The organism is Arenicella chitinivorans, from assembly GCF_014651515.1.
In the GTDB taxonomy this organism is placed as follows: domain Bacteria; phylum Pseudomonadota; class Gammaproteobacteria; order Arenicellales; family Arenicellaceae; genus Arenicella; species Arenicella chitinivorans.
Genome location: NZ_BMXA01000003.1, coordinates 41,176 through 63,838, shown reverse-complemented (window position 1 = coordinate 63,838; position 22,663 = coordinate 41,176). Strand labels below are relative to the sequence as shown.

Sequence of the window (22,663 nt, the reverse complement as noted above, 5' to 3'; positions counted from 1 at the left end):
AAATCGCGACATGGTAGGCATAGCCGTCAATTATAAATTGCCAACAGCCTGGGTCCAAGAAGCGCGCTTGGTTCTCACCACAATTTAACAATTACACACAGACCCTAGATCCGCGGCAACCCTACTAAAGCTCGTCCTTCATTGGTCTTCAGAGAGAAGTCCGAACCCGAGAAACCTTCACCGCCTTCCGCGGCAATATACGCGACGGCTCGTGCGACCCATTCTGCGGGTATATGGCTAGACCAGTCTAGTTGACTCACCGGATTAATTCCGCTGTCTTTTATCGTAGACTGCATGTCCGTAGCGACCGTGCCCGGGCTCAGGCCCACGGTATTAATTCCAAGGTGGTGGTACTCTTGATGTGCGCTTTTGGTCAACGACAACACCGCTGCCTTTGACGCGCAGTAAGCGCTCCAACCTTCAAGCGTGCTGGTTGCTGCGCCCGAGCTGATATTAATAATGGTGCCGCCGCGCTCTTGCATAACTGGAATCACCGCACGCAAGCCATGGTACACACCCTTAACATTCACATCCATGGCGTAGTCCCAAGCAGCGACATCACTCTCTGCCAGGCGCGCAATCGGATCGATAAGACCTGCGTTGTTAACCAGTAAATCTACTCCGCCAAACTGGTCGACTGCGGCACTCACAATCCGCTCAACGTCTTGAAATTCCGCCACATCGCCTGCGTGACAGATCGACGCCACACCGATCGAAGCCAGCTCTGAACTCAAGTGACGTAACGCTGCTTCATGGCGCGCCATTGCCACAATATTCATACCTTTCTCAGCTAAGAAAAGCGCAGTGGCACGACCAATACCTCGACTTGCACCGGTAATCACTGCTGTCTTACTGTTTAAAAAATTCATCGCTCAACCTATTTAATCACTCAACTTGAGCCGCCAGTATAGAAATATTTTATTGCACTTAAAGCATCATAATCACATCAATTAATTGCATATAATGCATGAATGAACACCAAGCTACTGGAAATATTTATCGAAGTTGTCAACACACAAAGCTTTGCGAAAGCAGCCAGAGTATTGGACCTAGACCCTTCTGCGGTCTCGCGTGCAATTCAACAACTGGAAGCGGAGTTAAACTGCACGCTTTTCCAGCGAACCACACGGCATCTTGCTATTACGGAAGCTGGCACCCTGACGGCCCAACGCGCTCAGCCCATCCTCGACGCTGTGGCCCAGTTAAAAGAATCCTCAGTCGACGATATCGCGCACATGCAGGGACGTGTGTGCATCAGCACCTCGGTGGCGTTCGGACAAACTTGTGTCATGCCTTTTGTGAATGAGTTTTTAAGCGCGTATCCAAAGATTCATCTTGACCTGAAACTTACCGATCAAAACCTGGACTTGGTTACGGACAAAATAGACTTTGCGATCCGCTTATCACCAGCCATTGAAAACAATGTCGTCCGCAGCAAGCTGTTATCCACTCAATATCGACTCTGCGCATCGAGTTCTTACCTATCGAGTGCGCCACAGCTTGAAGCGCCGGAAGACCTGGCACACCATCGTGTGGTGACTTTCGATCTACCTGCTTACAAACGTGCCTGGAAATTTAAACTACGGCGCGGCACTCGGGAAGTAAAAATCAAGCCTACCCTCACCATCGCCAGCGCGCTGGCGATTCAACAAGCTTTACTCAATGATCTTGGTGTGGGCATATTGCCCCACTGGCTCGCGGATGATCTTATTCGATGCGAGAAACTGGTTAATCTGTTTCCCACAACGCCGGTTACCGCCACAAATTTTGACACCGCAGCATGGTTGATCTACCAGAACCGACAATACCTGCCACGTCGCACCCGAGTTGCGATCGATTTCTTTGCTGAGAAGATAAAAACGAACTTTAGGGCCTAGTCTTTGAACAGAACACGGAACGATCCCTTTAAGTTCGCAGTTTACGAAAATAGTAGAATATTTTTTTACGTCCTAATACCATCATCACTAAGAAGATGAGTTCAAGCAACGTGGAGAACATCGACGCAGAAGCATCGAGACCAAGCTCGTTTAATCCGTGCGCTTGATAATTCAAATAATAGTAAAGCCAAAAAGCAGTGTCAGAGATGATTTTATAGGCTAGGTACAACGCCAATACCAAAAATGTAATCGCAGCAAACTCATCCGCTGACATTGATTTAGACTCGGCATCAACATCACCTTTAAAACCACTCAGCACACGCGCTGTCGAGTACGGCATAAACCAAATTAACACGCTAACGAGTATCAGCGAAGCTGGCATCGCGATCGCGGCAATCGACGGGCCATCCGGCTCTATGAACAGCAACCCGCTGTAAACCACATGCCCAATCGCATAAATGCCTAAACATACGGCTAAAAAACGAACCAGTAGTATCACCAAATGTGTCGTTGTCATCTTCGTCCTTTTTAATCAGTTAAAGCCCCGGCTAATCGATTCGATGATGCGCAGAGGGGGCCGTGATCATCTGTATCTATTCCGGCATGATTGGCTCAGAACCAGTCAATTCAGTCTAACGCACTTTTGCTGGCTATAACATAGACATGCTTTTCGGGGTACTGATCCAGTTCGAGGTGCCTTATTGATAAGCCGTTGGCAATCAATAGTTCCAAGTTATTGTTGATGCCCAGCGAGCTGTAGTAGAAGGTATCGTTATGCCACAGATCAGTGTGCTCACCCAAAGCATTCCCAAAGGTATACAATAAAACACCCTGTGGTGACAACAGGTCGCACAGTTTGCTGACCACCGACTTTTGCTGTGAATACGGCAGATGAAACAAGCTGTCCCACGCAAAAATGACATCAAATTTTTCATCCGATTGCCAGCGACTGAAGTCATCATGAATAAACTGATGTTCAGGATGAGCAGCGCGGGCCAGTTGAACCATCTTTTCCGACGCATCGACCCCGGTTACCGAAAAGTTAGCACGGGACATCACCTCGACCAGCCGGCCACCAGCACCGCAACCGACATCCAAAGCACGACCACCGTCCGACGCAAAGCACAACATGCGCTGTAACTGCGACACGCCGTACGAGGACGCCGTGTGGTGACGTTGCCACCACGTCGCTATCTTGTCGTATTTACTGCCGGTTTCAAATGGATCCATAGATACGTATCACCCTCAGCATGAGTTATGCGACTACCACTTCGGTTAATATACTATGGCAGTTGAAATAGGCTAACAGTCGACAATGGATACCGCAAAAAAGCCGGACCAAGCGACGACATAAAGTTACAATTCGGCGCCCCGCTACGAACAGAAATTGCGCCCATGCGAGAATCACTCCGCCGCAAAATTATTGACGTCTGCGACACCAAAATCGCCCGCAAGGGGGAATCTGTTGGTGTGTCGTTCTATGCGTTTTTTGCCAACAAAAATGACGACCCAGAACTGCTTATGGAAGCAGCCACGTGGTGGATTCAAACACACCACCTCGATCATTTTGAGAAGGCGGTGCGCATACGTGAGATGGTAGTGCGCGGCGACTAGCCTTTTGAGATGGGCGGATGGAAGATGACCTGCACCACGGTGCCTTCTGGGTCATAGCAATAAAAACTACGCGCACCGTCACGATGTGTTTTGGGTTGTGAAGCCATTTTAACTTGGTTCTCAACCAGAAATGCGTGCCACGCATCAACCTCGCCCATCTTGTCGACGATGATGCCGATATGGTCGAGCACCTGTGCTTTGTCACCGGTGTCTTCGACCACGTGCAAGGCCAAATTGTCCACGCCGCTGCATAAGTAAACGTTGTCTGGATCAGGCCGCCACTCGACCGCAAAGCCGAGTAAGTCCACGTAAAATTTTTCGACCAGCGGCAGGTCCTTAACGTTGAGCGCCACATGGCGCAATCCGGCGTGCGTTGGTCTGGTTAATGGCATCAGAGTATCTCGTATGAATGGGTTACATCCGCGGTTTTGCCCAACATAATCGACGCGGAACAGTATTTTTCGGCCGATAGCTCGACGGCTTTCGCGACCGCTTTTTCAGTCAGGTCTGGGCCTGAAACTTTAAAGTGCAGATGGATTTTGGTAAAAACCTTGGGATCCGTATCTGCGCGCTCGGCCTCGACGTCGGCGACACAGGAATCGACCTGCAAACGACGTTTACGCAGAATGTGCACCACATCGAATGAGGCGCAGCCACCCATGCCCATTAACAGGAACTCCATTGGGCGTGCACCTAAGTTTTCACCACCGAAATCTGGCGGGCCATCCATCATGACACTGTGACCGGTGCCTGAGGTGGCTTTAAAATTAACGTTTTGCTGCAACTCAACCGTGGCTTTCATGGTGCTACCTGAGAATAAATTTAATTTGACCCTAACAATTGGGGCGATTACGAAAAGAACAACTCTGCCAGGCGTTCTCCGGGCTCGTCCGCTCGCATAAAGGCTTCGCCAACCAGAAAACTGTTGACCCGGTGCTCACGCATCAACGCCACATCATCCAGTGTATGAATCCCACTTTCAGTGACCACAATGGTGTCACTCGGGATGTGTTCTAGGAGTGAAACCGTGGTATCCAGTGAGGTCTCAAAATTACGCAGATTACGGTTGTTGATCCCAATCATCGGCATTTTCAGTGCCAGTCCGCGCTCCAACTCTGCCTGGTCGTGGACTTCAACCAGCACATCCATACCGAGCTCGTGTGATCGACCGGCCAGGTCCTGCATCAAACCGTCTTCCAACGCGGCCACAATCAATAGAATGCAGTCTGCGCCCATCGCACGCGCTTCAAATACTTGGTAGTCATCCAGCATGAAATCTTTGCGCAGCATGGGTAGTGTGCTGGCTTCACGCGCCTCGGCAAAGTACGTCGCGCTGCCTTGAAAAAAGTGTTCGTCCGTCAATACCGATAAACAGCTGGCGCCGTGCTTTTGATAACTTTCGGCAATGGCCGCTGGTTTAAAGTTCGGTCTAATCAGACCTTTGCTCGGACTGGCTTTTTTGACTTCTGCAATCACCGCGGCTCGTTGAGCGGCTAAGGATTCAGCGAGCGCTGCGACAAAGCCTCGACACGGCGCACTATCGTCGGCCATGGATTTTACGTCGGCGAAACTAACTTGGCGTTTGGCAGCCTCAACTTCGAGTTGCTTATGCTGCATGATTTTATCCAGCACATCAGAACCTGTTTTCATTACTGCGTGCATTAGGCAACCTCGTTAGTAGCTGAAACGTAAGCCTGTTTAGCCGCTTTCGCGCGGCCATCATCAATCGCAACCTGTGCCATTTCAACGCCAGATTTGAGTGTGTCAGCCAAGCCAGAAACATAGATTCCTGCGCCTGCGTTCAGGACGACAATATCGCGCGCTGGTGACTTTTCACCATCCAGTACCGCGTCGATCAGCGCCAGCGATTCGGCTGGATTCCCCACCACAATGGTCTCAACCGGCGCTGCGTTTAAACCAAAGTCAGCGGGCTGCACGGTGTATGTGCTCAATTTACCTGCATTTAGTTCGGTAACCCGGGTTGGCGCACAAATGCTGATTTCATCCATTCCGTCATCAGAATGCACTACCAGCGCGTGTTCACTCCCAAGATGCTGTAAAACCTGAGCGATGGTGTCAGTCAACGACGCAGTAAACACTCCGACTACCTGGTGCTTAACACCAGCGGGATTGGTTAACGGCCCAAGCACATTGAAGATGGTACGGACCGCCATTTCTTTGCGTGGGCCAATGGCATACTTCATGGCACTGTGATGCATCGGCGCAAACATAAAACCAACACCGGCTCTCTCGACCACCCGAGCAACCTGTTCCGCCTGGAGATTCAAATTCGCGCCGGCTTGTTCTAACAAGTCGGCACTACCCGACTTACTCGACACCGATCGGTTCCCATGTTTCGCTACGCTGGCGCCTGCTCCTGCGGCCACGAACGAAGCCGCAGTCGAAACGTTGAACGTACTGGTACCGTCACCACCGGTTCCAACAATATCGATCAGGTTAGGGGCATCCACGTGCACGTGGCTTGCCAGCGACCCCATTACCTCGGCCGCAGCGGTGATTTCGTCCACGGTCTCGCCTTTCATTCTCAGGCCAATCAACAAACCGCCGATCTGGGCGTCAGTACACGCGCCGGTCATAATTTGCCGCATGACGTCCTGCATCTCTGCGCGGGTCAATGCGTGGCCTTCGACAACCCGTTGAATCGCTTGTTGAATATTCATAAGTCGTTGTTTCCAGTTGGTTGGCGCAATGGTTATTGCGTAAGAAAATTTTTCAGCAACGCATGCCCATGTTCGGTCAGGATGGACTCAGGATGAAACTGAACACCTTCCACCGACAATTCTTTGTGTCGCAAGCCCATGATCTCGCCGTCTGCTGTCCAAGCGGTGATTTCCAAACAATCTGGCAACGAGTCACGCGCCACCACCAAGGAGTGATATCGAGTCACGGTATACGGCTTCGGCAGGTCGCGAAACACACCGACATTGGTGTGTTCAATTTCAGAGGTCTTGCCGTGCATGATACTTTTTGCATGGATAACCTTGCCGCCGAAGGCCTGGCCGATACTTTGATGCCCCAGGCACACACCGAATAACGGCAGCTTACCGGCGAAATGTGCGATTGCCGCCAATGAAATGCCTGCCTGATCCGGTGTGCAAGGTCCCGGAGAAATCATAATTCGATCCGGATTCAGTGCTTCGATTTCACCGACAGTGATTTCATCGTTGCGGAACGTTTTTACTTCCTCACCCAATTCACCCAGATATTGCACTAGGTTGTAAGTGAACGAGTCATAGTTATCGATCATCACTAACATTTCGCCCTCCTAGGAATTACTGGTGTTATTAAAGCCTAAGCCGGTATTGGCCATTTTGACGGCGGTCACCATGGCTCGAGCCTTGTTCAATGTTTCTTCCCATTCATTGCGCGGCACTGAATCCGCCACAATGCCCGCCCCAGCTTGAATGGTCAGTACACCGTCTTTTATCACTGCCGTGCGGATCGCAATAGCGGTGTCCATATTGCCGTGCCAACCGAGGTAGCCGACTGCCCCGGAATAAATACCACGTTTGATTGGTTCCAGTTCATGAATGATTTCCATGGCACGAATCTTAGGTGCTCCACTGACCGTGCCGGCCGGGAATGTCGCCTTGAGAACATCAATGGCATCATAGCCTGGCTTGAGTTTGCCATCGACGTTAGACACGATATGCATTACGTGTGAGTAGTGCTCAACCAACATCTTTTCAGTGAGCTGCACCGACCCAGTTTGGGCAATACGTCCCACATCATTCCGCCCCAGATCGATTAGCATCAAGTGTTCGGCCAATTCTTTTTCATCACTAAGGAGGTCTGCTTCAAGCTGCTGATCCAGTTCCTTTGTGGCCCCACGGCGACGTGTTCCAGCAATCGGGCGTACTGTGACGGTGTCGTTCGCTAGACGCACCAGAATTTCCGGCGATGACCCAACAATTTCAAATCCGCCCATGTCCATAAAGTACATGTATGGTGACGGGTTAATCGTGCGCAGTGCGCGATACACATCAAATGAACGCCCCGCATACGGCACCGACAATCGCTGCGATAGCACCACCTGCATAATGTCGCCGTCGCGAATATAGCCACGACATCGCTCCACCGCTGCCTCAAAGTCCGACTGCGCAAAGTGCACATCATAGTGCTCTTCCTGCACCGGTGGTGCCAAATGCTCGGCACGTGGTGCGGCAAAACTCGACGCCAAGTTGGCCACACAACGATCCAGATGCGTTTGCGCTTGCTGATAGGCATCCGGCTGCGACAGGTCTGCCAGCGTGACCATAAAAATTCGGCCAGAAAGATTGTCGAACACCAACACATCACGTGACACCATCAACATAATATCGGGCGTTCCCAAGGTATCTTGGTTGGCGGACTGCTTAAGGCGCGGCTCGATATGACCAACGATGTCGTAGCCGAAGTATCCGACTAGACCGCCCAGCATATCAGGCGCGCCATCGACTCTTGCCACGCGATAAGCTGCCTGTAAATCGCGTACGGTGTCCAAGGGATCATCTACCTCGCGGCGCTCAACTTCGTGGCCGGCAAACTCACAGGACAACGTATTCTGTTCGACGCGATATACTCGCTCACAAGGCAGGCCAATAATGGAATACCGACCCCACTTATCGCCGCCTTGGACAGATTCAAACAAATAGGTATACGGTTGGGCCGCTAGTTTTAAGTATGTACTGACGGGCGTATCCAAATCGGCCAGCGTTTCTCGATACAATGGTAGGTGTGTGTAACCCTTGGCGCGGAGTTGTTCAGCGAGCTGCTGGTACTCAGCATCAGAGTGCGGTAATGCAAATACAGGCTCCTCGCCAAACTCGGCGGGGCCGGTCTTGTGTTCAGAGGATCTGGATAGACTCGTGGATATCGACATAGCAATAAACGTTTAATAAATGAGTGCAGATTGAAGACTGCAGTACAAACAATTGATGCATTGTGCGCGCGCACACCGTGCCACGCAGGAGTATTTCTAGGCTCGCCAGCGTCGCCAAGACCATCGCGGTCGGCAGAGATCAATAATGTTTGCTTGAGGATATTGCATAGTTAGTGAGCAACGAATTTTCTTCGTGCACCAATGATTGCCCGTCTCCAGGTTCAGGTCAAGTGTTTCTGTGCTAGGAATTGGTGGCGGCCGCAATATTGGCGCGCATATCGCGAATCACCTGAGCATAGTCATCGGCATTAAAGATCGCCGAGCCAGCCACAAAAGTGTCCGCACCCAGCGCTGCCAACTCGCCAATATTGTTGGCTTTGACACCACCGTCAACTTCCAAACGAATTGCTCGACCACTGGCATCGATAACCGCACGTGTATCAGAAATTTTTTGTTTCACATGCTCAATGAAAGACTGCCCTCCAAAACCCGGGTTTACGGACATTAGCAGCACCATATCCACTTTATCGATCACCCAGTCCAGAACCGATAATGGCGTAGCTGGATTTAACACCAGACCCGCCTGACACCCTTCGTTTTTAATCAGTTGCAGCGTACGATCCACATGCCGACTGGCTTCCGGATGGAAGGAAATCATCGTTGCACCCGCGTTCGCGAATTGCGGAACCAGCTCATCGACTGGCTCGACCATAAGATGCACATCAATTGGCGCAGTCACACCATGATTACGCAAGGCTTGACACACCATGGGACCAATTGTCAGATTAGGCACGTAGTGATTATCCATCACGTCAAAATGAACCCAGTCAGCACCTGCGGACAATACATTGTCCACTTCTTCCCCCAAACGCGCAAAGTCAGCGGATAAAATCGATGGGGCAATAAGGTAGTCGGTCATGCTCAGCTCGTTTCAAGGTCTGTGGTGGCATCAAGGCAAGCAATTATAGCGAGCGCTCGCCGTGATGGGTAGCGCAATGCCGGCTTTAGCAACTCACAGCACACTATTGCAGCAGCAAAAACAATGCGCCATTACCGCGCAAAATGTTCAGCATCAGTACTTCACGCCCTTCAATCGCCTTACGGAAGGAATCAAGGTCTCGCACCGCTTTTCGATTCGCCGACACAATAATGTCATTGGGTCGCACGCCGTGCTCCCAGGCCACACTGCCCTTACGCACCTCACGCACCAGCACACCTTCACCTGAACCAGTACTAACCTGACGAGCTCCCATATTATCCAAGGTGGCACCTTCAAGTTGATGGTGGATCATGGTCCCAATCTTGGATGCTCGGGTGGACGACTCCAGCACTGGCACGAGGCTCAAACGTTCGCCCTGCCGCGCGACGCCAAGCTCGAGCGCATCTCCTGCAAACTGCTGCGCAACCACTGCACGTAAATCATTGCCTCGATATATTGATTGCGCTCCGGCGCTCAAAATCACATCGCCGATCACCAACCCTGCCTCAGCAGCTGAAGACCCGGGCACCACGTCCGTAATCACGGCGCCACCGGGCTGACGAATATCGAATGCGCGCGCCAGATCGGGTGTCATATCCTGTACTTGAACGGCGAGAAAACCGCGTTGAGGCGTACCGTATTTAACCAACTGTTCTTTGACTCGAAGAGCTAGGTTAACCGGCGTAGAGAAACCAATCCGCGAGCTGCTGGCAGTTTGCGCGGATTTGGCGGTATTCAACCCAACGAGTCGCCCATTCAGATCAACCAGCACACCGGAACCGATCGCTGCGTCGCTTTGAATAAACTGCTGGTGTGTCTGCAAACTGTTCGGTACCGCCAACGCACTGATAACACCCGTGACAACGGTATTCTGTTGTCCCAACGGGTCACCGATTGACACCACGAAATCACCAATTCGCATGGCACTTGAGTCACCCAGATCAATCGCCGTCAAGTCCGCAGCGTCTATTTTTAGCAATGCCACATCCGAGGCTAGATCACTGCCTACCACCACTGCATCAACACGGCGACCATCATTTAAGATAACCGCTGCTTTGTTAATGCCTCGCACTGAGTGTTCGTTGGTTAAGATGAATCCCTGTTCGGCATCCACCACAGCGCCAATATGTACCACATCGCGCGTCTTTTTACGGCGCTGATCCATAAACCGACGAAAGAATGGGTCATCAAACGGGTCACGACGAGCTTGCGCACGCACTGGGACGACAATTCGCACCAGCGATGACTGGACTCGCTCAATCATCGGAGCCAAGGAGGGAAGTGGCTGCCCCTCAACGGCCAGCGGCAAAGCCGCATTGACGGTGAGTGAAACCAGCATACCCATCAATAGAGCAAACAGTGATTTCATAAAGTCTCTCTAAACTTTGGCGACAAATGCACGCTCTTCGGCATACGATTCATCACGGTTAAACTAACGTTTGGTATTGGCGATGCCATTGGGCACGTGACCCGTCGGCACATGTTGCCGCGCCGAATCACAATGGCCTTCCTGGTCATCAAAAAATATATCTGCGCCAAACGTACGCAGAAAATCACCTTTCGGCAATCCACCCAGAAATACCGCTTCATCAATACGAATATTCCAAGCACGCAAGGTGCGAATCACACGCTCATGCGCCGGTGCTGAGCGCGCCGTGATGAGCGCCGTGCGTAAAGGGGATTCGTCGACCGAAAATTCTGATTGAATACTATGCAGCGCCGCCAACATATTTCGAAATGGCCCACCCGGCAACGGCCGCTTAGCTGATTGTACTTCGTGGCGGGAAAATTCGACCAAACCTTTCTGTTTGTAAATCTGTTCTGCTTCATCGGAAAACACAACCGCGTCGCCATCAAAAGCAATATTCAGTGTGTCATTGTCGGAACCAGGTTTACGAGTATTGGAGGGCAACATCGTGGCAGCGGCGAATCCAGCTTCCAGCGTACTGGCAACGTCATTTGGATCGCTGGAAAGAAACACATCCGCGCCAAACGGCTCTACGTATTTAAATGGGCTGCTACCATTCGTGAACGCGGCTCTCGTGATGGGTAGGTTATGTTCTTGAATGGAATTAAATATACGCAAGCCGGTGTCCGCTGAGTTGCGTGAAAGCAATATCACTTCAACCCGTTCTCGTGGCTCGCCGAGCTCGTTCAGCCTGAGTAATTTTTTGACCAGCGGAAAAGCCACGCCGGGCTCCAGCAAATCATTTTCGCGCTCTATTTGATAACGACAATAAGCCTGTACGCCTTCTTCTTCGAAGATTTTGTGGCCTTCGTTTAGATCAAACAACGCGCGCGACGAGATGGCAACTACCAACTTTTGCTCATCGTTCATCGTTCCCCAATCCTCATAGATATGACCTGTTTTAGATTCCAGTGGTGCAGTGTACCAATAATCCGATGGCGGACAAAAAAGCTAACAAAGTATTTAGAGAAATAAAGACTTGTTGATTAGTCGCGGAACGATTGATCCGGGCGTCGACCGTACTGAGTCTTGCAGAACGCGATTACTTGAGCTTGATCGAGTTGAAAGTTAGGCAATGGCGGTCGCGGCGGCAGAATGGTAAAGGTCTTCTCTTTAAAGTTTGGACCCGCGACCACAATCGGAATATTCGCTTTTTTGGCCAAGTAGTAGTAGCCACTCTTCAAGGTATCTTGGTAGCTGCGTGTGCCTTCCGGGGTAATGAGTAAACGCAACGAGTCTGCTTGTTCAAACCGCTCAGCCACTGAATCCACAAAATTGGTGCTCTTACGCCGATTTACTGGCAATACCCCCAGGTACTGGCACACGTAGTTCAACGGCCAGACAAAGAATACATCTTTCGCAAATATCTTCACATTAAGGTCCAGCGCAGTAATCGCCAGCCAGCCGTACACGAAGTCCCAGTTGCTAGTATGTGGTACAGCAACGAACAGGTATTTCTTATCCGCAGGCGGCTCTCCAACAAGACGCCACCCCAGCAGTTTGAACAGAATAAAGCTGCAAATTCTTCGTTTCACGTTACCCAACTTCGTTTTCCGTCGTGCGACACAGTGCCATCATAGAACAATTTACATGGACTGTAAGTGCTTTACTGATTTGGCAGATTCCAGGGCAGTCGCGCGTCACGTTAAAAGAGACCCAATTGCGGACTATCACGCACTTCGCTGACAGCGGATTTACTCTGCTCATCTATATGCTTGTATAGATTGGACAAGGTAATGCCAATCAAGCGGATCGGCCGCGCACCCGCTTCTGTTTTGCGTAACAGCTCCGGCAGATCACCAACGATATCTTCAGCGCTGGTGTAGAGCGATATACCTGTTTTGCTGCGCGTGATCAACTTAAAATCGGCATATCTCAGCTTGAGAGTCAGTGATCTGGCCATCATCTGCTTATTTTCTAAGGCAGTTTCCAGACTTTCTGCTAATTCGAGTAGTGTCTGCCAGATAAATTTCTTATCGGTCACATCACGACTAAAGGTGGTTTCTTTGCCCAGCGATTTGCGTACCCGATGTGCGCGCACCGGCCGATCATCAATTCCGCGCGCCACACGATAATAGTAACCGCCAGACTGGCCAAACGCGGTTTGTAGTTCCAACTCAGTGCGCGCCTTCAAATCGGCACCCGTAAAGATCCCAAGACGGTGCATCTTTTGTTCCGTAACTTTGCCCACACCGAAAAACTTACGAATCGGGAGTTGATCGATAAACCGTTGTGCCAATTCAGGGCGAATCACGTACAAGCCGTCCGGCTTATCCATGTCCGAGGCAATCTTAGCCAAAAACTTGTTATACGACACACCTGCCGACGCCGTTAGATCAAGCTCCAATTTAATTTCTCGCTTGATCCGCTTAGCCACCTCGGTGGCGGACCCAAGGGCCTCAGCCTGTGCGGTCACATCCAGATATGCCTCATCCAGCGACAAAGGTTCGATCATATCGGTGTAACGCTTAAAGACCGCGTGGATACCGGTGGATGCCGCACGATACGCGTCAAATCGGGCAGGCACAAACACCGCTTCGCGACACAACTTGTGGGCACGCGCTGACGGCATGGCAGAATGCACACCAAACTTACGTGCCTCATAGCTGCATGCAGCGACCACACCTCGGGACTCAGGCTTACCACCGACAATGACCGGCTTGCCGCGCAAATGCGGAAAGTCGCGTTGTTCAACTGACGCGAAAAAAGCGTCCATATCAATGTGGAGAATTTTACGCGCAGTCACTACCGAATTTGCCAGTCAATCTCGACTTTACCGTGTTGCTTAAGATAGGTATTGGCTTGTGAAAAATGACGACAACCCATGAATCCACGATGCGCAGATAACGGTGACGGATGTGGTGCCTGTAAGACTAAGTGTCGATCACGATCAATCACCTGTCCTTTCTTCTGGGCGTAAGCGCCCCACAACATAAACACCACGTTCTGCTGGCGTTGATTAATAACCTGGATCACCCGATCCGTGAAACGTTCCCAACCGCGCCCCTGATGACTGCCCGCATTGGCAGCTTGTACCGTTAACACTGCGTTCAACAATAAAACGCCCTGCTCAGCCCAAGCCATTAAATTGCCATGCGACGGCATCGTAATGCCAACATCTGACACCAGCTCTTTGTAGATATTTTGCAACGATGGGGGCACTCGGATCCCGGGCGGCACGCTGAAACTCAGACCATGCGCCTGGTTCGGACCGTGGTACGGGTCCTGCCCTAGAATCACCACACGCACCGACTCTAAGGGGGTTGCATTGAGCGCAGCGAAGATAACTTCACCAGTGGGATAAATCTGCTTACCAGCTTGCTTTTCTGCTCTCAAAAACGCCGAGAGATCCTGCATGTAGGGAGCGGCAAACTCGCTCTGCAATGCGTGCAACCAAGGATCGCTTAACTTAATTTCTCTAGCCGTCATGTCATTGATTTTGCTACAAGAGTATTAACTTTAGGTAACGCCCGATACGGAGTATAGCGCTCGCCCCCGGACTCGTTCCGCTTATTCTATCGCACTTTCCACCACACTACGGACTGGGTAAGGTATCTAACCAATCGTTCACATTGCTGCGGTTGCGATTAAGGAATCTTTAGGCACCAACCATGCCATTCGGACACTGACTACACTGAGTGTGTCGTCGGCTGTTTACCCTACATAATTCCAGCCACGCACTAACCTTACCCAAAACGAATCAAGATTATGAGGAACACACATGGTATCCAAAAATCCTGTATTGCCTAATTTCACGCGCGCGCTGTTAGTAATATCGGCCGCTTTGTTTTGCTTGAACAGTCAGGCTGGCCACCACGAGAAGGGCGAAAAACTAGCTGAAGAAAAGATTGTGGAGCTGAAGGAGATGACCAAAGAGTCATCTTCTCATCTGCAAGATCAGGTAGATGGTGAACTCACCGATATTGATGCCGCCGCCGCGGAAGACGCACTGGCTGACGACATTGATACCGCAACCAAGGAGATCACCGACGAAGCCAAGCCGTTAATCCCGGAAGATTAGTCGCCCCTCGGCACAAGTCTGTGACATTGTGCCAAACCAACAAGGCTCAGCATTTGCTGGGCCTTTTTATCTTGATCAACATTCATTCTGAACTGATATATTAACGGCCAGACATTCTGCGGGCTGCGTAGCAGCTCAATTGATCAACCTTATACAAACCAGGAGTTCACTATGATCAGCGTTAATGATTCCATTCCCGCGGCCACCATTACCGTCATCAACCAGCAAGGTCAGGATAACGTCTCTGCAGCAGACTACTTTAAGGGAAAGAAAGTGGCGCTGTTTGCGCTGCCCGGCGCCTTCACGCCTACTTGTTCGGCAGCCCACCTGCCCGGCTATGTTGTGCACTTTGACGACCTCAAAGCTAAAGGGGTCGATGAGGTCGCTTGTTTGTCGGTCAATGACTCGTTTGTTATGAAGGCTTGGCAAGACGCCCAGAATGCGGAGAATTTGACCATGATTGCCGATGGCAATGCTGCGCTAACCAACGCACTGGGCCTTACCTTGGATACAGGCGACTTCGGCGGTGTGCGATCTCAGCGGTACTCGATGTTGATCGACGACGGCGTGGTCAAGCAATTGAATGTTGAGCCAGGCAGCGAACTCTCAGTGAGCGATGCCGCCACCCTATTGTCTCAACTGGATTAGATTAAAACGGTTGTGGATATCGCTTAATCACGGTGTCCACTTCCGCCAAAACCTCTTCTGACAATGATAGCGAATAGGCACCAATGTCTTCTTTCAATTGTGCCATCGATGTCGCACCAATAATGGTCGAACTCACGCCAGCAAATTGATACACCCAGGCCAATGACAATTGTGTCAGGCTCAAACCATGGCGATCGGCAACCGCCTTATACGCAGCGATCGCTTCATGCGAAAAACTGGTGTCACGGAAAATGCCATTACGCTGTTGCATGGTCCAGCGACACCCGGACGGCTTAGCACCATTAGCATACTTACCCGACAGCGCGCCGCCAGCCAGTGGTGACCACGGTAAATAGGCCACGTCTTCGAATACACAGGTTTCAATCAAGTAAGGCGCGTCCTTGAGATGCAGCAAACTGAATTCATTTTGGATCGACACCATGCGTGGCAGATTATGTTGCTCGGCCAATTTCAGGTATTCGCTGATACCCCAAGGTGTGTCGTCCGACAAACCAACATGCCGAATCTTGCCCTCTCTAATTAGCTCATCAAGCGCTTGCAAGATACCCAACTTAGTCTCTCGCTCGGCCGCCACATCGGTCTTACGAGGATCGACCTGACCTGGCCAGTGTTTGCCAAAGTGCGCTGATTGGCGATTGGTCCAATGCAATTGGTACAGATCAATATAGTCCGTTTGCAAACGACGTAGCGACCCTTCCACCGCGACCTTAATAGCGGCCCCATCAATGCCCGCACCGTCACGTATCCAGGGTATACCGCCGCCAGCGATCTTGGTTGCCAGGATAATATCGCCGCGTTTTGATTGATGTTCAGCTAACCATTGACCTATGTAGGTTTCCGTCAAGCCTGAGGTTTCCTTGCTTGGTGGTACCGCGTACAGCTCAGCGGTATCAATAAAATTTATGCCGTGATCCAAAGCATAGTCGATCTGTTCTGCGGCCTCGGCTTGCGTATTCTGATTGCCCCAGGTCATTGAGCCTAGACAAACTTCGCTGACCATCAGGTCACTGGTTCCAAGTTTTACGGTTTTCATCGTGTCGGGTTTCTGGATTGGGCGGTTAGTGGTCAACAGAGTCTACGTATTCCCAGACTCGAAGCTGCCGAAGAAGAGGAAAGTATACTGCCAGTTTGATTGGGCGCGCGTCAATCTCTCGCATAAGCGCACCGTATTTTTCTAACTGAGGTCGATGACGCAATTGCACCTGCTCATCGATAAACGCGTCTAAATCAACCCGGTTGGTGTCGGTACTCTTATAATCCACTATCCAACGGACTCCGCTTTGATCAACGAAAGTCCGGTCAATTCGATAAGTATTTACTACACCATCTTCGAACGCTGACAGCGCGTATTCGTTATCGGAAATGGCATAATCCTGAAACAAAAAATGTGCCGATTGATCCTGCTGAATACGATCGACGGCCTCCTCCAGCCGTTTAACCGCGGCGGACAGACGCGCCTGCGGTACTCGCAACGCCAGCAACTCAGCTCGCCATCGTTGCCGCAGCGACTCATCGACCACCGCCTCAAGTAAGTTTTGCTGATTGTATTGCAGCCATTCATGCAGCACGATACCAACGCCAGTTGCAACCTCGGTAGCCCACTCAAAGGTCATTTGTTCCTCCGGCGGCTCAGGATCGGCATGCAGGCGTGCTGGCACCTGCCAATCAATGGAGGCACCGGATCGGGGTTTGTGGCTCTTGATTAAACGCGGTAATGACTGGGGTAACTCACTGGTCTCATGCGCCATCGTGTCAGGCTGGGAAAGCAAGTTAAAATCTGCGTTTAGGGCATCCCAAACGGTCGCCAATAGTGTGTTTTTCGACGGCGGATTTATGTCGCCGGTTTTCTCACTGATTTTGGCGGTGGCAATCAAAATCAGGTGCTGCTCAGCACGTGTGCATGCCACATACATTAAGCGTACAGCCTCATTTTTACTGCGCTCTGCCTCAAGGCGTCTTAGGTAGTCGTAATGGCTACCTGAATCCTGGGTCATACTATACGGTGCCAACAGCAGGGCCGAGTTTCCCTGTTCATCGCTGTGTTCGGTCCACATCAATACATCACGGTCATCCGCTCTAGGTGTGCTGCTGAGGGCTGGCAAGATCACTGTGTGATACTGTAAGCCCTTCGCTTTGTGCATAGTGGATACCACGACACGCGGGTTATCGCTGCCTTCGGCTTGGGCACGCGCATACAACTTATCCAACGCCGTCTCTAGATCACGCATTGAAGGCAAATCAGCGCCGCGCTGCAGAGACTCGATCAATTCAAAAACCGTATCGATGTCGCTTTCAGAAGCGGTGAACAAAGTTGCCTCGCCACCAAGTTGCTGCCAAGCCCAGCGGCTGAGTGCCGCCAAGGACACCTGCTGCCGCTGCGCCAACACATTACGCATGACCGATATAAAATAACTAAGTCGCACTTGCGTGTGCTCGCAACACACGTTCAATTCAGCGTCCTTAATTTGGTCCCAAACTGGGTAATCAGGATTCCCAGCTAGCATGGTGATTTCGCTTAAAGTCATACCAACCCAAGGACCCCGTAACAGCGCCAACCATGCGGTTCGATCATCACGTCGACAAATGGCTTTACACAATGCCAATACATCCAATACGGCAGGTAGTTCCTTCAACGGCTGAATGTCGACACCAGTGTAGGCAATTCCGGCATCCCGTAAGGCTGGCAATATCGCACTTAACTGGCCTCGTGTACGAACTAAGATCGCTATTTGTGCGGTTGGTGGTGAAGATTGTAACGCAAGGCCTACTTGCTCCTGCACCAGACTGGCCTGCTGGTGTGTATCGCTGGCCAACAAACACCGGACCGCTGGCGTATCATTATCACTGCTGCTGGTCGCTTTGGAATACGGTATCGCGCCACTGATAATATTCGCTGCGGCAGGAAAACTTTGCGTGAACGTCTGATTAAACCAAGTCACCAACCCAGCAGAGGATCGAAAATTTTCAGTCAGTGTCAACGGCTCAATTGTTAAATTCGGAAATACACCCGTGCTTTGGTTACGCGTAACTTGCATAAACAAGCTCACATCTGCTTCGCGAAAACGGTAAATGGACTGCATTGGGTCACCGACCAGAAACAAGGTCTTACCTGATTCCCAGCCGTCAGTCAGCCGCTTAAGTAACTCGATCTGTCCGTGCGCTGTATCTTGAAACTCATCAACCAAAATATGCTGCAAATGGTAATCCATGCGCAGCCCCAAATCGGTTGGATTATCCAGCTCCCGCAATGCCAGATTCGCGCGCTGAGTAACCTCACTGTGATCGCACTCCCCTGCGGCCCGGAACCGGAGCTGTAGTAAACCTGCTAGATAGGTCAGCACCGCTTCGAGGTTGCGCAATTGTTGCCAATCACCATCACTCAAGGCGGTAGCGGGCAGCTCTCTAACTGTTCGCAGCGCTTGACATAACTGAGCGTCATCCGCGTGGTCATTCAAAATCTGCTTCATGCGCTCGGTGCTCGCCACCTTGGGCAGAAACCCAAGATTTTTATTAATCACCTTACGCCATCCACCAGACTTGGTTAGAAAAAGATTACAGACCGCTTGCCAGACTTCTGTGCCATACGGCATCTCGGGTTGAACTGTCAGAAGCGCACTCAGTTCATCACTGCTGTCCGGAGTGGCTGCCAGGTTTTGCGCCGCTTCGATGCCCAACGTCATAACCTCCTGCAACAGCGCATCAGGAATCAACTGGCGCAGCTTCTTGACCGCTTGCGCATTGATTCCAGCCCAAGCCTGATTCACTTCCTCCTGCATTGCGCTCAGGTCATTTAAGACTAGGTGACGCAGCCACTGATCACGCCGCGCCAGCATCGACGAAAACAACTGCCGTGCTTTATCGTAGTTAAAATCCAACGCCAACATCACCGCTCGCAAACTGGACGCTATACTCGACTCAGAATCCAGCAACTCTTCAAATAGTTGCTCCACCGCCGCCGCATAATGCGCCGACGCATCATCGGTGGCGCGCGGACGGTCACCAAGCCGACTCAGCCAAGGCATACTTGCGGTAAGTTTGGCGCAGAATGAATCGATAGTTTGAATCTGTACCTGATGCGGGGCATCCATCAAACCCCACTGTCGCTCCTGATCACGTTGCAAAACCGCTTTGGCGAGATCCACGCCCTGCTGTTCAAACGGGTTGTGTGCAACTGTGCCTTGATCCGCCGCCATCAACAGTTCCATCAAACGAGCCCGCATCTCAGCCGTGGCTTTGCGCGTAAAGGTGATCGCCAGCACCTGCTGAGGTTGTTCGACACACGCCAGTAAGCGCAACAAACGATACACCAGCAGTCCCGTTTTGCCGGACCCGGCTGGTGCTTGCACAATAAATGACTGCGTTGGGTCCAGGGCGCGCTGGCGCGCTTCAAAATCATGAATCATCGCCACGCTCCTCACTCTGTGTGGACGCCAGCCGCAATTGTGATACGCGACAAAATGCCTGCAAATCACAGTAGTTGCAGACATTATTGTCGATCGGATCAACCACCGCTTGCCCGCTCAAAAACGCGGCCGCCAAATCGCTGAAAAGGACCGGCCAGTCGGCACGGGCCCGCTGCCATTCTTCCGCGAGATCCATCTGCACCTTTTTGGCAGCACGAAAAATCCCATGCTCGGAGAACTCCACATACTTGTGATCGCCCTGCTTTACCTGCGCAAATGCGATGCCAGCCACCGGCGTCACCGATTGTTGATCCCGGGCAAGTGCGTACAGTGGCATCTGAGGCGAGCGCAGTCGATCGCCCTGCCAACCCTTACGATCCACCATGCCAGTTTTATAGTCGATTATCACAGTGCGTCCATCATCGGTTGCATCAATGCGATCCACAATGTACTCAAACTCGATACCAGCCACCTCCGCGCGACCACGCTGCTCTACGGCAACCACCGTGAAGGGCTCCGGTCTGGCTTCCTCTTGCGCTAACCAATCACGTAAGAGCGTTCGCAAGCGCGCGACCTCATGCCTCAATAGCGTGCGCTTCTCCCAACTTAGATTCAACTCGGGCGCTTCAATGGCACGCGCTACAATGTCAGCGATGAGGGTATCTCGCTCCGTAGGCGATAATTGAGTCAGTCGCTTTTGGGTCTTCAACTGCGCCCAAAAGAGCTCCATTAAATAATGCACAACGCTGCCACGATCCAAATTGTCGAGTCCGAACTCTGCTTCTTCATCGCTACGCAGACCTAAACGGTGCGTGGCGTATGAACGAAACGGGCATTGAGACTGATACTCGAATATCCGTGAACCGCCTCTGGGCGACTGCCCATCAGGCCAACACTGCCCAAGGATGTCAGTGTGCGATTCCAGTACCGACGACTCGGCGCATGCGTCTAACGATGTGGGCCTAAAGTCCACAGTCTGGTCCTCAAACGCTTGGTGGCGAAATTTAGCCGCGGATTGACGCAGCACATCCGCATCACGGTCAAGCTGGGCAAAACTGACAATGTAGCGACGCGCACATGCCAGGAGATTGTCAATCACCTCAGACATATGCTCAAAGCCATGTCGCGTTCCGCCTTCAGGGTGTCCCGTAGCAGCCAACACGCGCGACGGTACAAAAGCGTCACTCTGTGGTTGTGGCGGGTAATCCTGGTGCATTCCGGTCAACAGACATAGATCAACCTGGCGACCAACGGCCTCTAAGACACCCGAGATCACGATCGGTGCCGCGGAACTTTTCGGCAGGAAAATCGTATTTCGTACCATCTGCTGCAACAGCTCCACCACGCGATTCAAACCTGCCGTCTGTTGAACTGTGGCAAAGCCTGCTAACTCTTGCATCAGATCATGCCAGCGTTGAGACAACTGGTACTGCACGCTGTTCATCGATTGACTGCCACCACAGGTTTGCCAACCCCATAATGTCAACCAATCAGATAACACCGTTACCCAATCACTGAACTTGAGTGCCGCGTAACCTTCTTCCTGTCGAACACCCTGCAGCCGATCGTGTAACGCCTGGCGTGCTTCAACTAAATTTTTAATAAACGCAATCAGGCCATCAAAGCTTAAGTCGGTTCGATTGGTACGCTGGTAGGCCTGCGTAAACTCCGACAATAAGGCAGGAAGATTATCGAGCAACAAACCATGTACCCGGCGTTGACGCAACCACGCCTCAAATACCCGGCATTGAGGCTGGTAGGTATGCAAGGCAGAAAAAAATTGGTTACGCAACAGATAACTCAGTTCGGTGGTCGAGGTTTTATTGCGTAACAATGCAATGGCACTAACCGCTGCATCGATCGCTGGCCATTGTTGTAAGCTCCGGCCTAAGCTAAAACGATACACATTGTGATTTTGCTGTACTTGCAGCGGCGACATTGCCGGATAGAACACACGTCTTGCCAGCTCCTCGACTTCAGCTTGCCGGTGCTGCAAATCGGGTACCACAATACTAATTAGTGTATCGCCATCGGCCTCGATTTTTTCCCGCGCAAATCGCAGCGCCCATACCAATTCATGCCGACTATCAATAAACCGTTTGTAGTGAGCATCGACCGTGGTTCGATGCGGCCGTGAATAGGAAACAGTCACACCCTGTTGCGTCAAGTGGTTAACATGCTGCTTCTGCGCATCCGTGATCAGATCGTAAGACTCCCATACAAGATGCTGAAAAACCGGCTTGAACTGGGTTTCGTGCAGCGCTGCCAGCACCATTGGTTCATCGATCAGACCTCGTTGCTTCAGTCGCTGTCGATAATCGTCCAACCAAGCAAGAAACTGTGTGGTATCCGCCACATGATCGAGACGTAAGGTCTGCGGTGTAATCAGCCAGTCGTGCATTAATCGCCAGCTACGCTGTACTGCCTTAGCCGTTTGTTGCACATTTAACAAAGTTAAACTGTGCTCTTCGCGCCGGGAAGCTTCAATCACCTGAGTCCAGATTAGCGCCGACTGTTGCGCCGAAATCAGCGTGAGTGCCCCTGTCTTTTTGGCCAACAATTGTCGATTGAGACGCCACAATTGCTTGAGATAATCCGACCAAACCAGAATATTGGGGGCTTCCCACACTCGCTGCCCCAAGGCTATTCGCTGGCGTGCCAGATTCTCGTGCAACGATGTTGCTAAGCTACGCGTCGGAACTAAAACTGCAGTCGCTGAATCGAGCGTGTTTTGCCAAGGTGTGTTCATG

22 protein-coding genes are annotated in these 22,663 nt (G+C 51.4%); 4 read left to right on the top strand and 18 right to left on the bottom strand.

What is annotated here, in order from left to right:
* Positions 1-104 precede the first annotated feature (104 nt).
* A complete protein-coding gene (locus IE055_RS10115) occupies positions 105-869 on the bottom strand; it encodes an SDR family oxidoreductase (RefSeq protein WP_189400464.1) in 765 nt (254 codons plus the stop codon).
* Positions 870-971: 102 nt separating this feature from the next.
* Between IE055_RS10115 and IE055_RS10110 the strand changes: the two genes are divergently transcribed.
* Positions 972-1,877: a LysR family transcriptional regulator gene (locus IE055_RS10110; RefSeq protein ID WP_189400462.1), complete on the top strand. Its 906-nt coding sequence runs from the start codon at positions 972-974 to the stop codon at positions 1,875-1,877.
* Between the two features lie 28 nt (positions 1,878-1,905).
* On the opposite strand, the gene IE055_RS10105 is transcribed toward IE055_RS10110, so the two are convergent.
* On the bottom strand, positions 1,906-2,394 hold the full coding sequence (locus IE055_RS10105) for a hypothetical protein (RefSeq protein ID WP_189400460.1): 489 nt from the start codon (positions 2,392-2,394) through the stop codon (positions 1,906-1,908).
* A gap of 110 nt (positions 2,395-2,504) precedes the next feature.
* Positions 2,505-3,107, bottom strand: a complete 603-nt coding sequence (locus tag IE055_RS10100; RefSeq protein ID WP_189400458.1) for a class I SAM-dependent methyltransferase — start codon at positions 3,105-3,107, stop codon at positions 2,505-2,507.
* A gap of 165 nt (positions 3,108-3,272) precedes the next feature.
* Between IE055_RS10100 and IE055_RS10095 the strand changes: the two genes are divergently transcribed.
* Positions 3,273-3,491 (top strand): DUF6500 family protein, encoded by a 219-nt coding sequence (locus IE055_RS10095; RefSeq protein ID WP_189400456.1) that lies wholly within the window; start codon positions 3,273-3,275, stop codon positions 3,489-3,491.
* On the opposite strand, the gene IE055_RS10090 is transcribed toward IE055_RS10095, so the two are convergent.
* From IE055_RS10090 to ung, 12 genes are all read right to left on the bottom strand, one after another.
* Complete coding sequence (locus IE055_RS10090) at positions 3,488-3,883, bottom strand: VOC family protein (protein WP_189400454.1); 396 nt, start codon at positions 3,881-3,883, stop codon at positions 3,488-3,490. The two genes, IE055_RS10095 and IE055_RS10090, sit on opposite strands and share 4 nt — an antisense overlap.
* Entirely contained in the window at positions 3,883-4,293 is a 411-nt protein-coding gene (locus tag IE055_RS10085; RefSeq protein WP_189400452.1) for an OsmC family protein, read from the bottom strand. Before IE055_RS10085 ends, IE055_RS10090 begins: the two co-directional genes overlap by 1 nt.
* 47 nt (positions 4,294-4,340) lie before the next feature.
* Positions 4,341-5,141 carry an indole-3-glycerol phosphate synthase TrpC gene (gene trpC, locus IE055_RS10080; protein ID WP_189400450.1) on the bottom strand — a complete coding sequence of 267 codons (801 nt, stop codon included), beginning with the start codon at positions 5,139-5,141 and terminating at the stop codon, positions 4,341-4,343.
* An 11-nt stretch (positions 5,142-5,152) separates the two neighbouring features.
* Entirely contained in the window at positions 5,153-6,172 is a 1,020-nt protein-coding gene (gene trpD, locus IE055_RS10075; protein ID WP_189400448.1) for an anthranilate phosphoribosyltransferase, read from the bottom strand.
* Positions 6,173-6,204: 32 nt separating this feature from the next.
* Complete coding sequence (locus tag IE055_RS10070; RefSeq protein WP_189400446.1) at positions 6,205-6,768, bottom strand: aminodeoxychorismate/anthranilate synthase component II; 564 nt, start codon at positions 6,766-6,768, stop codon at positions 6,205-6,207.
* 9 nt (positions 6,769-6,777) lie between these two features.
* Complete coding sequence (gene trpE / locus IE055_RS10065; protein ID WP_189400444.1) at positions 6,778-8,373, bottom strand: anthranilate synthase component I; 1,596 nt, start codon at positions 8,371-8,373, stop codon at positions 6,778-6,780.
* Positions 8,374-8,614: 241 nt separating this feature from the next.
* Complete coding sequence (gene rpe, locus IE055_RS10060; protein ID WP_189400442.1) at positions 8,615-9,292, bottom strand: ribulose-phosphate 3-epimerase; 678 nt, start codon at positions 9,290-9,292, stop codon at positions 8,615-8,617.
* A 103-nt stretch (positions 9,293-9,395) separates the two neighbouring features.
* Entirely contained in the window at positions 9,396-10,721 is a 1,326-nt protein-coding gene (locus IE055_RS10055) for a trypsin-like peptidase domain-containing protein (protein ID WP_189400440.1), read from the bottom strand.
* 63 nt (positions 10,722-10,784) lie between these two features.
* Positions 10,785-11,690: a 5'-nucleotidase gene (locus IE055_RS10050; protein ID WP_189400438.1), complete on the bottom strand. Its 906-nt coding sequence runs from the start codon at positions 11,688-11,690 to the stop codon at positions 10,785-10,787.
* A gap of 116 nt (positions 11,691-11,806) precedes the next feature.
* The gene (locus tag IE055_RS10045; protein WP_189400436.1) at positions 11,807-12,355 is read right to left on the bottom strand and encodes a 1-acyl-sn-glycerol-3-phosphate acyltransferase; all 549 of its coding nucleotides are present in this window, start codon (positions 12,353-12,355) and stop codon (positions 11,807-11,809) included.
* A 110-nt stretch (positions 12,356-12,465) separates the two neighbouring features.
* Positions 12,466-13,566, bottom strand: coding sequence for a DNA polymerase IV (gene dinB / locus IE055_RS10040; RefSeq protein WP_268244540.1), 1,101 nt, complete (start codon positions 13,564-13,566; stop codon positions 12,466-12,468).
* Positions 13,566-14,249, bottom strand: coding sequence for a uracil-DNA glycosylase (ung, locus tag IE055_RS10035; protein ID WP_189400432.1), 684 nt, complete (start codon positions 14,247-14,249; stop codon positions 13,566-13,568). Before ung ends, dinB begins: the two co-directional genes overlap by 1 nt.
* 292 nt (positions 14,250-14,541) lie before the next feature.
* Here ung and IE055_RS10030 point away from each other — a divergent pair, with 292 nt between their 5' ends.
* Positions 14,542-14,841, top strand: coding sequence for a hypothetical protein (locus tag IE055_RS10030; protein ID WP_189400430.1), 300 nt, complete (start codon positions 14,542-14,544; stop codon positions 14,839-14,841).
* 171 nt (positions 14,842-15,012) lie between these two features.
* Positions 15,013-15,489 (top strand): peroxiredoxin, encoded by a 477-nt coding sequence (locus tag IE055_RS10025; protein ID WP_189400429.1) that lies wholly within the window; start codon positions 15,013-15,015, stop codon positions 15,487-15,489.
* A gap of 1 nt (position 15,490) precedes the next feature.
* Here the strand turns inward: IE055_RS10025 and IE055_RS10020 are convergent, their stop codons facing one another.
* Genes IE055_RS10020 through IE055_RS10010 form a run of 3 tightly spaced genes read right to left on the bottom strand, consistent with a single transcriptional unit; the run spans position 15,491 to position 22,662 of the window.
* On the bottom strand, positions 15,491-16,543 hold the full coding sequence (locus IE055_RS10020) for an aldo/keto reductase (RefSeq protein ID WP_189400427.1): 1,053 nt from the start codon (positions 16,541-16,543) through the stop codon (positions 15,491-15,493).
* Between the two features lie 25 nt (positions 16,544-16,568).
* Positions 16,569-19,913, bottom strand: a complete 3,345-nt coding sequence (locus IE055_RS10015; protein WP_189400424.1) for a UvrD-helicase domain-containing protein — start codon at positions 19,911-19,913, stop codon at positions 16,569-16,571.
* Positions 19,903-22,662 carry a PD-(D/E)XK nuclease family protein gene (locus IE055_RS10010; protein ID WP_189400422.1) on the bottom strand — a complete coding sequence of 920 codons (2,760 nt, stop codon included), beginning with the start codon at positions 22,660-22,662 and terminating at the stop codon, positions 19,903-19,905. The genes IE055_RS10015 and IE055_RS10010 overlap by 11 nt, the downstream gene beginning before the upstream one ends.
* Position 22,663: the final 1 nt, after the last annotated feature.